This window comes from Streptomyces oceani, from assembly GCF_001751245.1.
Classification (GTDB): Bacteria; Actinomycetota; Actinomycetes; order Streptomycetales; family Streptomycetaceae; genus Streptomyces; species Streptomyces oceani.
In genome coordinates this window covers 133,655-142,480 of the sequence record NZ_LJGU01000132.1, presented here as the reverse complement: position 1 = coordinate 142,480, position 8,826 = coordinate 133,655, and the positions used below count along the sequence as shown (strand labels likewise).

Annotated in this window: 9 protein-coding genes; all 9 read left to right on the top strand. The window is 69.7% G+C overall.

Annotated features, from left to right (window positions below; all coding sequences use genetic code 11):
- Positions 1–80 precede the first annotated feature (80 nt).
- Positions 81–1,319: a putative lipid II flippase FtsW gene (gene ftsW, locus AN216_RS17685; protein WP_070197671.1), complete on the top strand. Its 1,239-nt coding sequence runs from the start codon at positions 81–83 to the stop codon at positions 1,317–1,319.
- Between the two features lie 6 nt (positions 1,320–1,325).
- Positions 1,326–2,420 carry an undecaprenyldiphospho-muramoylpentapeptide beta-N-acetylglucosaminyltransferase gene (murG, locus tag AN216_RS17680; protein ID WP_070197644.1) on the top strand — a complete coding sequence of 365 codons (1,095 nt, stop codon included), beginning with the start codon at positions 1,326–1,328 and terminating at the stop codon, positions 2,418–2,420.
- Between the two features lie 241 nt (positions 2,421–2,661).
- Positions 2,662–3,396: a cell division protein FtsQ/DivIB gene (locus tag AN216_RS17675; RefSeq protein WP_420855758.1), complete on the top strand. Its 735-nt coding sequence runs from the start codon at positions 2,662–2,664 to the stop codon at positions 3,394–3,396.
- 238 nt (positions 3,397–3,634) lie between these two features.
- Entirely contained in the window at positions 3,635–4,879 is a 1,245-nt protein-coding gene (ftsZ, locus tag AN216_RS17670) for a cell division protein FtsZ (RefSeq protein WP_070197642.1), read from the top strand.
- 31 nt (positions 4,880–4,910) lie between these two features.
- On the top strand, positions 4,911–5,669 hold the full coding sequence (gene pgeF / locus AN216_RS17665) for a peptidoglycan editing factor PgeF (protein WP_070197641.1): 759 nt from the start codon (positions 4,911–4,913) through the stop codon (positions 5,667–5,669).
- Complete coding sequence (locus AN216_RS17660; RefSeq protein WP_070197640.1) at positions 5,666–6,385, top strand: YggS family pyridoxal phosphate-dependent enzyme; 720 nt, start codon at positions 5,666–5,668, stop codon at positions 6,383–6,385. The genes pgeF and AN216_RS17660 overlap by 4 nt, the downstream gene beginning before the upstream one ends.
- Before the next feature lie 164 nt (positions 6,386–6,549).
- On the top strand, positions 6,550–7,185 hold the full coding sequence (locus AN216_RS17655) for a cell division protein SepF (RefSeq protein WP_070197639.1): 636 nt from the start codon (positions 6,550–6,552) through the stop codon (positions 7,183–7,185).
- Positions 7,186–7,245: 60 nt separating this feature from the next.
- A complete protein-coding gene (locus tag AN216_RS17650; protein WP_070197638.1) occupies positions 7,246–7,530 on the top strand; it encodes a YggT family protein in 285 nt (94 codons plus the stop codon).
- Between the two features lie 52 nt (positions 7,531–7,582).
- A partial coding sequence (locus AN216_RS27305; protein WP_079166715.1) for a DivIVA domain-containing protein occupies positions 7,583–8,826 on the top strand: 1,244 nt, incomplete at its 3' end.

The window sequence follows — 8,826 nt, the reverse complement described above, 5'->3', positions numbered from 1 at the left end:
GGCCCGGCCGACCGCGCCGGGACGGCTCCCCGGGTGGCGGCGCGCGGGGGGGACCGGGGCGCGGGGGGACCGTACGCCGGCTGCTGACCCGCGCACGACGGGCCTGGGACCGGCCGCTGACCGCCTACTACCTGATCCTCGGCGGCAGTCTGCTGCTCACCGGGCTCGGTCTGGTGATGGTGTTCTCCGCCTCGCAGATCGAGGCCCTTCAGTCCGGCCTGTCCTCGACGCACTTCTTCCAGAAGCAGCTTGTCGCGGCCGTGTTGGGCGCCGTGCTGCTGCTTGTCGCCGCACGGATGCCGATCACGCTGCACCGGGCCCTGGCCTATCCGCTGCTGGCCGTCTCGGTCTGCCTGCTGTGCCTCGTACAGGTGCCCGGCATAGGTCGAGCGGTGAACGGCAACCAGAACTGGATCCATCTCGGCGGACCGTTCCAACTGCAGCCGAGCGAGTTCGCGAAACTGGCCCTGGTGTTGTGGGGGGCCGACCTGCTGGCCCGTAAGGCCGACAAGCGGTCGCTCAGCCAGTGGAAGCACATGCTGGTGCCTCTGGTGCCGGTCGGTTTCCTGCTGCTCAGCCTGATCATGCTGGGCGGCGACATGGGGACCGCGATCATTATCACAGCGATCCTGTTCGGGCTGCTGTGGCTGCTCGGCGCACCCACCCGGTTGTTCGCGGGAGTGCTGGGCACGGCGGTGATCCTCGGAGTTCTGCTGATCCGCAGCAGTCCCAACCGGATGTCCCGGCTCGGCTGCCTGGGCGCGACCGATCCGGGGCCCAACGACCAGTGCTGGCAGGCCGTCCACGGCATCTACGCACTGGCCTCCGGCGGATGGCTTGGTTCCGGTCTCGGGGCCAGTGTGGAAAAATGGGGTCAACTCCCCGAACCACACACCGACTTCATTTTCGCCGTGACCGGGGAGGAACTCGGTCTGGTGGGGACGCTGTCGGTACTCGCGCTGTTCGCGGCTCTAGGCTATGCGGGTATCCGCGTGGCCGGACGCACGGAGGATCTCTTCGTCAGGTATGCCGCGGGAGGCGTGACCACCTGGATCACGGTGCAAGCCGCGATCAACATCGGTGCGGTGCTCGGCTTGCTGCCGATCGCCGGGGTGCCGCTCCCGCTGTTCTCCTACGGGGGTTCCGCGCTGCTGCCGACGATGTTCGCGGTGGGCTTGCTGATCGCCTTCGCGCGCAGCGAGCCGGCCGCGCGAGCGGCACTGGACATGCGGCAGCCCGCGTTCGGCAGGATGCGGGCTGGGGTGAGAAGGAAGACGATGAGACGGCGCGCCGACCGGCGGCCGTCCGGAGAGCGGTGAATTTCGGTGCATGTCGTACTCGCCGGTGGGGGGACCGCCGGCCACATCGAGCCCGCGCTCGCCCTCGCGGACGCCCTGCGTAGGCAGGACCCGACAGTGGGCATCACGGCGCTCGGTACGGAGCGCGGGCTGGAGACCCGGCTCGTCCCGGAGCGGGGCTACGAGCTGGGGCTCATCCCGGCGGTGCCGTTGCCGCGTAAGCCCACGCCCGAACTGATCACCGTGCCCGGGCGGTTGCGCGGCACCATCAAGGCGGCCGAGCAGATCCTGGAGCGCACCAAGGCGGACTGCGTGGTGGGCTTCGGGGGCTACGTCGCGCTCCCCGGCTACCTGGCCGCCAAACGGTTGGGCGTGCCGATCGTCGTACACGAGGCGAACGCGCGGCCCGGACTGGCGAACAAGATCGGCTCCCGCTACACCCGGCACGTGGCCGTCTCCACTCCGGACAGCAAGCTGCGGAACGCACGCTACCTCGGCATTCCGCTGCGGCGGTCCATCGCCGTCCTGGACCGGTCCGCGGCACGCCCCGAGGGGCGGGCGGCCTTCGGTCTGGACCCGGGGCTGCCGACGCTGTTGGTCACCGGCGGCTCCCAGGGGGCGCGCAGGCTCAACGAGGTGGTGCAGACCGCGGTGCCGCCGCTGCAGCGGGCGGGCATCCAGGTGCTGCACGTCGTGGGGCCGAAGAACGAAATGCCGCAGGTCGACCAGATGCCCGGGATGCCGCCGTACGTACCGGTACCGTATGTCGACCGGATGGACCTCGCGTACGCCGCGGCCGACATGATGCTGTGCCGGGCGGGCGCGATGACCGTGGCCGAACTCTCGGCCGTCGGGCTGCCGGCCGCCTACGTGCCGTTGCCGATTGGCAATGGCGAACAGCGATTGAACGCCCAGCCGGTGGTCAAGGCAGGCGGCGGACTGCTGGTGGACGACGCGGAACTGACGCCGGACTGGATTCGGGACAACGTCCTGCCGGTCCTCGCCGATCCGAGTCGGTTGCGTGAGATGTCCCGCGCGGCAGCCGAGTTCGGCCGGCCGGACGCCGACGAGCTGTTGGTCGGCATGGTGCACGAGGCGATCGCGAACCGCCGTAACGGCTGACCGCGTGTCCCGGCCCGTCCGCCCCGCCCGAGCTGACAGGGTGTCCGGGCTGGCGGGCTGACCGAGTTGACCGAGCAGCCGATCGGGGTGGGAGGGCAGGAGCGTGGCCGGACCGAGCGGAACCGCCGGCCCGGAGGCCCGGACCGAGCCCCCACCCCCGGGTGCTCGGCGCTCCGACGGCCCCGCGGCCGAGCGTCGCCGCGATGACGAGGGGGCCCGTGCGCCGACGCGTGAACGGCGAGTGCCAGGGCTGCTATTGCCAGGACGGCGGGTGCGCCTGCTGCTGTTGCTCGCGGTGGTGCTCGTGGCCTCGTTCGGCGTCTGGGCGCTCTACGGCTCGGACTGGTTTCGGGCGGAGCGGGTGTCCGTCAGCGGGACGCGGGCGCTGACGGAGAAACAGGTCCGGGACGCCGCAGCCGTCCCGGTCGGTTCGCCGCTGGCCTCTCTCGACGAGGCCGCGGTAGAGCACCGGCTGCGGGAACGGTTGCGGCGTATCGACCGGGTGCGGGTGGAGCGTTCCTGGCCGCACGAGGTCAGCGTGGAAGTCACCGAGCGAAAGCCCGTCCTGGTGCTCGAGCATTCTCCGGGGCGAGCTGACGGGTCGTATGTCGAAGTGGACGATGACGGCGTGCGTTTCGGCACCCTCGACAAGCGACCGAAAGACGTCCCCCTTCTGTCCCTCGAGCCCCGCGCGCCGGCCGACGCACGGCACTTCTCGGATTCCCGGCTGCGCCGGGCGGCGGCTCGGGTGGCCGAGTCGCTGCCGGAATCCCTCGCGCGGGAGACCCGGGGGGTGCTCGTCCGTTCCTACGACGACATCAGTTTGCGGCTGACGGACGGACGTACGGTCCTGTGGGGTAGCGCCGACGGGGGCGCGGCGAAGGCGGAGGCGCTCGCCGCGCTGCGGAAAGCCGAGAAGGATGCCGAGCACTTCGACGTGAGCGTGCCCAGGGCTCCCTCGGCGGTGCGGAGTTGACGTACATACACGCAGGCCAGCACCCTGGAGGGGCAGTGCCGGGCTTGATCACATAGGGTGAAAAGAAAAACGGGAGGTTCGGCGTGTTCGTTGAACACCCAGCACGTGGCGACTTAGTGTCCGTTGCGAAGACTCCAAGAACTACAGGCACTGGTAACCCTAAACTTCCGCGTTAGGGTTTGGGTCGGCGCACGAACCGCCCCCAGGGATACGTAACTCGAGGCGAGAGGCCTTCGACGTGGCAGCACCGCAGAACTACCTCGCAGTCATCAAGGTCGTCGGTATCGGCGGCGGTGGTGTGAATGCCATCAACAGGATGATCGAGGTCGGTCTCAAGGGCGTCGAGTTCATCGCGATCAACACCGACGCGCAAGCCCTGTTGATGAGCGATGCCGATGTCAAACTGGATGTCGGTCGCGAACTCACCCGCGGTCTCGGCGCGGGTGCCAACCCGGATGTCGGCCGTAAGGCCGCCGAGGACCACCGCGAGGAGATCGAGGAGGTCCTCAAGGGGGCCGACATGGTCTTCGTCACGGCGGGCGAGGGCGGCGGTACGGGCACGGGGGGCGCCCCCGTGGTCGCGAACATCGCACGTTCGCTCGGCGCCCTGACGATCGGCGTCGTCACCCGTCCGTTCACCTTCGAGGGCCGTCGGAGGGCCAACCAGGCCGAAGACGGCATCGCGGGGCTGCGGGACGAGGTGGACACCCTCATCGTCATCCCCAACGACCGGCTGCTCTCCATCTCGGACCGTCAGGTGAGCGTGCTCGACGCGTTCAAGTCCGCGGACCAGGTCTTGCTGTCCGGCGTGCAGGGCATCACCGATCTCATCACCACCCCCGGTCTGATCAACCTCGACTTCGCGGACGTCAAGTCCGTGATGTCCGAGGCGGGATCGGCGCTGATGGGCATCGGCTCGGCGCGTGGTGACGACCGAGCCGTCGCTGCGGCGGAGATGGCGATCTCCTCACCGTTGCTGGAAGCCTCCATCGACGGAGCGAGGGGAGTGCTGCTGTCCATCTCGGGTGGCAGCGACCTCGGACTCTTCGAGATCAACGAGGCGGCGCAACTGGTCAGTGAGGCGGCCCATCCGGAGGCGAACATCATCTTCGGCGCCGTCATCGACGACGCCCTGGGCGACGAGGTCCGGGTCACGGTCATCGCCGCCGGCTTCGACGGCGGTCAGCCGCCCTCCAAGAACCGCGACAAGGTGCTCGGCGCGTACAGCGGCAAGGAGGAGAACTCCTCGGCGGCGCCGCGTGCTTCGGGGGAGGACGACACCGACCGGGACCGGGAGCGGCCCACGCTCGGCGTGCTCAGCCCACGGGAGGACGAGGCCACCGCGCCGGTTGCCGAGCCGAGCCCGGCGGGCGCCGACTCCGCGGCCCAGGCTCCGACGGCCCCGACCCCGCAGGTGCCCCCGGCCCGTCCCTACCAGGACAGCCAGGCCGAGGAGTTGGACGTCCCGGATTTCCTGAAGTGAACGGACGATCCGAAGCTCGGGAAGTTCAGCGGTGATAGGTCAGCACGACACGGTAAGCGGCGCCCACTTCGCCTCCACCGACCGGTGGGGCGGGGTGAGCGCCGCTCCTCGTGCGACGCTCAACCTCGGTGGCGCGGTCGGCGACGACCCGGCGGCCGTACGAGAGAACCGCGCACGCGCCGCCGCGGCCCTGGACCTCGACCCTCAGCGGGTGGTCTGGATGAACCAGGTGCATGGGCGCGAGGTGGCCGTGGTCGAGGGGCCGTGTCCGGAGTGGAGCGCTCCCGTGGACGGTGTGGTCACCGCTCGCCCGGGTCTGGCGCTCGCCGTACTCACCGCCGACTGTGTGCCGGTGCTGTTGGCCGACCCGGCGGCCGGGATCGTGGGGGCGGCGCACGCCGGCCGACCGGGCCTGGCCCGCGGGGTGGTGGCGGCCACCGTCGCCGCCATGGTCGACCTCGGAGCCGTGCCGGAGCGCGTCCGGGCGCGCACGGGGCCCGCCGTGTGCGGTGGCTGCTACGAGGTGCCGGAGTCGTTGCGGGACGAGATCGCCGAGGTGGTGCCGGAGGCGTACGCCACGACCCGCTGGGGCACTCCGGCGGTCGACGTGTCCGCGGGAGTGCGGGCCCAACTCGCCGGCCTGGGGGTGACGCTCCTGGAGCAGTCGGGGGTGTGCACTAGGGAGTCCGCGGACTACTTTTCCTACCGCAGGGACAGGGACACCGGCCGGCTCGCGAGCTATGTCTGGTTCGCGTCGAACGGCATGGTTGATTCGGGAGTAGGCGCGTGAACGACCGTAAGTCCGAACTCGCCGCCGGCCTGGCCGCGGTGCGGGAGCGTATCGACCGGGCCTGTGATGCCGCCGGGCGTGGCCGCACGAGCGTCACGCTGATCGTCGTCACCAAGACCTTCCCGGCTGAGGACGTACGGCTGCTGGCGGAGCTGGGCGTACGGGACGTGGCGGAGAACCGGGACCAGGAGGCGGCGCCGAAGGCCGCCGCCTGCGCGGACCTGTCGCTGAACTGGCATTTCGTGGGGCAGTTGCAGACCAATAAGGCGCGCTCTGTGCTCTCTTATGCTGATTTCGTCCACTCGGTCGACCGCCCACGCCTGGTGCGGGCGCTCTCCGAAGCGGCCGGGGCGTCCGGGCGGGAGATCGGCGTACTGCTTCAGGTCGGACTCGGCGACGCGGCGGGGGCCTCCGGCACCCGTGGTGGTGTCGCGCCGACTGCGTTGCCGGAACTGGCCGATGCCGTGGCCGGAGCCGAACGGCTGCGGCTGGCGGGGGTGATGGCGGTCGCGCCGCTGTCCGGCGCGTACGCGGGGCGACCGAGCGAGGCTTTCGAGCGGCTGCGGGAAATCTCAACCGGCCTGCGGGCGGAGCATCCTGGTGCCAGCATGGTGTCCGCAGGGATGAGCGCGGATCTGGAGGAGGCGGTGACGGCGGGTGCGACACATGTGCGCGTCGGCAGTGCGGTGCTCGGTCACCGACTTCGGCTCCGGTAACGTCACCAAACGAGTCGGACCAGAGCCGAAAATATGGTCATTTCCGCTACAGCGGACCGAGCGGACAGACCACGTGGATCCATGGCCACCGGTGACGGAGCCTGAGGCCTTGCTGCCTCCCGGACGGGGGCAGGGGACCCACCACAGAGCGGAGGATGCAGTCAATGGCCGGCGCTATGCGCAAGATGGCGGTCTACCTCGGCCTCGTGGAGGACGACGGGTACGACGGCCCGGGGTTCGACCCCGATGACGAGTTCGAGCCGGAACCGGAGCCGGAGCGAGAGCACCGACGGCAGCATCAGTCGGAAGCGCCGCACTCCTTGCAGAAGGGCGAACCCGAGGAGCCGGTACGGGTGATGCAACCACCGGCACCGCGTGAACCGGAGCCCTCAGCGACTCCGGCATCGGCAGAAAGCGGACGAGCGGGGAGAATTGCCCCCGTGTCATCCATCACACCTGAACGCCAGAACCTGGAGAAGAGCGCCCCGGTGATCATGCCCAAGGTGGTGTCCGAGCGTGAGCCGTACCGGATCACCACATTGCACCCCCGGACCTACAACGAGGCCCGTACGATCGGGGAACACTTCCGTGAAGGGACCCCGGTGATCATGAACTTGACCGAGATGGACGATACCGACGCGAAGCGACTTGTCGACTTCGCGGCCGGTTTGGTCTTCGGTCTGCACGGAAGTATTGAACGGGTGACACAGAAGGTCTTCCTGCTGTCTCCTGCTAACGTCGACGTTACGGCGGAGGACAAGGCCCGCATCGCAGAGGGCGGGTTCTTCAACCAGAGCTGAGACGCAGGATCGAATAGCCGGGCCGCGAGGCCAAACGAGTCGGAGGGGAGTGCAGCACACATGGGCATCGCACTACAGGTGATCCAGATCGTGTTGTACTGCTTCCTGCTGGTGTTGATCTTCCGGCTGGTGATGGACTACGTCTTCCAGTTCGCCCGCTCATGGCAACCCGGCAAGGCCATGGTGGTCGTTCTGGAGGCCACCTACACTGTCACTGATCCGCCACTCAAGCTTCTGCGGCGGTTCATTCCGCCGCTGCGCTTCGGGGGCGTGGCGCTCGACCTGTCCTTCTTCGTGCTCTTGATCATCGTCTACATCCTGATCAGCGTCGTGGCCAGGCTGTGAACGAGCGAAACGGTCTTGCCGATATGCCGACGACATACGTTGAGGTGAAGAGATGCCACTGACCCCCGAGGACGTACGGAACAAGCAGTTCACGACCGTCCGTCTGCGCGAAGGCTACGACGAGGATGAAGTCGATGCCTTCCTTGACGAGGTCGAAGGCGAACTGACGCGTCTACTCCGTGAGAACGAGGACCTGCGCGCCAAGCTGGCCGCCGCGACCCGTGCTGCCGCACAGAACCAGCAGCAGGGCGCCGGTATGCGCAAGCCTGAGCCGCAGGACCGGCCCGGCGGTGGTCCGCCGGCCATACCAGGACCGCAGCCGGTGCCGCCGCAGCAGCAGGGGATGGGTGGCCCGCCCCAACTGCCAGGCGGTCAGCCGCAGCTGCCGGCCGGTGCTGGTCCGCAGGGCCCCGGCGGGCCCGGTGGTCCCGGCGGGCCGGGTGGCCCGCAGGGTGGTCCGCAGGGCCCGGGTGGACCCGGCGGTCCGGGTGGTCCGGGTGGTCCGGGCGGTCCGCAGGGCGGTCCGCAGGGTCCGGGCGGCCCCGGTGGCCCCGGTGGTCCCGGCGGCCCGCAGCAACTTCCCAGCGGTCCCGGCGGGCTGGCTGGTCCGCAGGGTCCGGGTGGTCCCGGTGGCCCGGGTGGTCCCGGCGGCCTCGGTGGTCCGCAGGGTCCGGGTGGTCCCGGCGGTCCGCAGGGTGCCCCACAGGGCCCCGGGGGCCCGCAGGGTGGCGGGCAGAACAACGACAGTGCGGCACGCGTACTCTCGTTGGCCCAGCAGACGGCCGACCAGGCGATCGCTGAGGCCCGTTCCGAGTCCAACAAGATCGTCGGCGAGGCTCGCAGCCGTGCCGAGGGTCTGGAGCGGGACGCCCGTGCCAAGGCCGACGCGCTGGAGCGGGACGCTCAGGAGAAGCACCGCGTGGCGATGGGCTCGCTCGAGTCCGCGCGTGCCACGTTGGAGCGCAAGGTCGAGGACCTGCGTGGCTTCGAGCGCGAGTACCGCACTCGGCTCAAGTCGTACCTGGAGAGCCAGCTGCGTCAGCTGGAGAACCAGGCCGACGACTCGCTGGCCCCGCCGCGCACTCCGGCGACGGCGTCACTGCCGCCGTCCCCCTCGCCGGCTCCGGCTCCCTCGATGGCCACGGCCGGTGCCTCCACCAACGGTGGCGGCAGCATGGGCGGCAACCACCAGTCCATGGGTGGAAACTCCATGGGCGGCAACCAGTCGCTCGGTGGAAACTCCATGGGCGGTAACAACGGTTCGCCCGCCGGTGCCAACGGCGGGCCCGGCGTCGG

What these genes read in the sequence shown, in the direction of transcription:
- AN216_RS17650 (WP_070197638.1), top strand. Translation starts at nt 7,246, where the DNA reads ATGGGCATCGCACTACAGGTGATCCAGATCGTGTTGTACTGCTTCCTG.
- AN216_RS17655 (WP_070197639.1), top strand. Translation starts at nt 6,550, where the DNA reads ATGGCCGGCGCTATGCGCAAGATGGCGGTCTACCTCGGCCTCGTGGAG.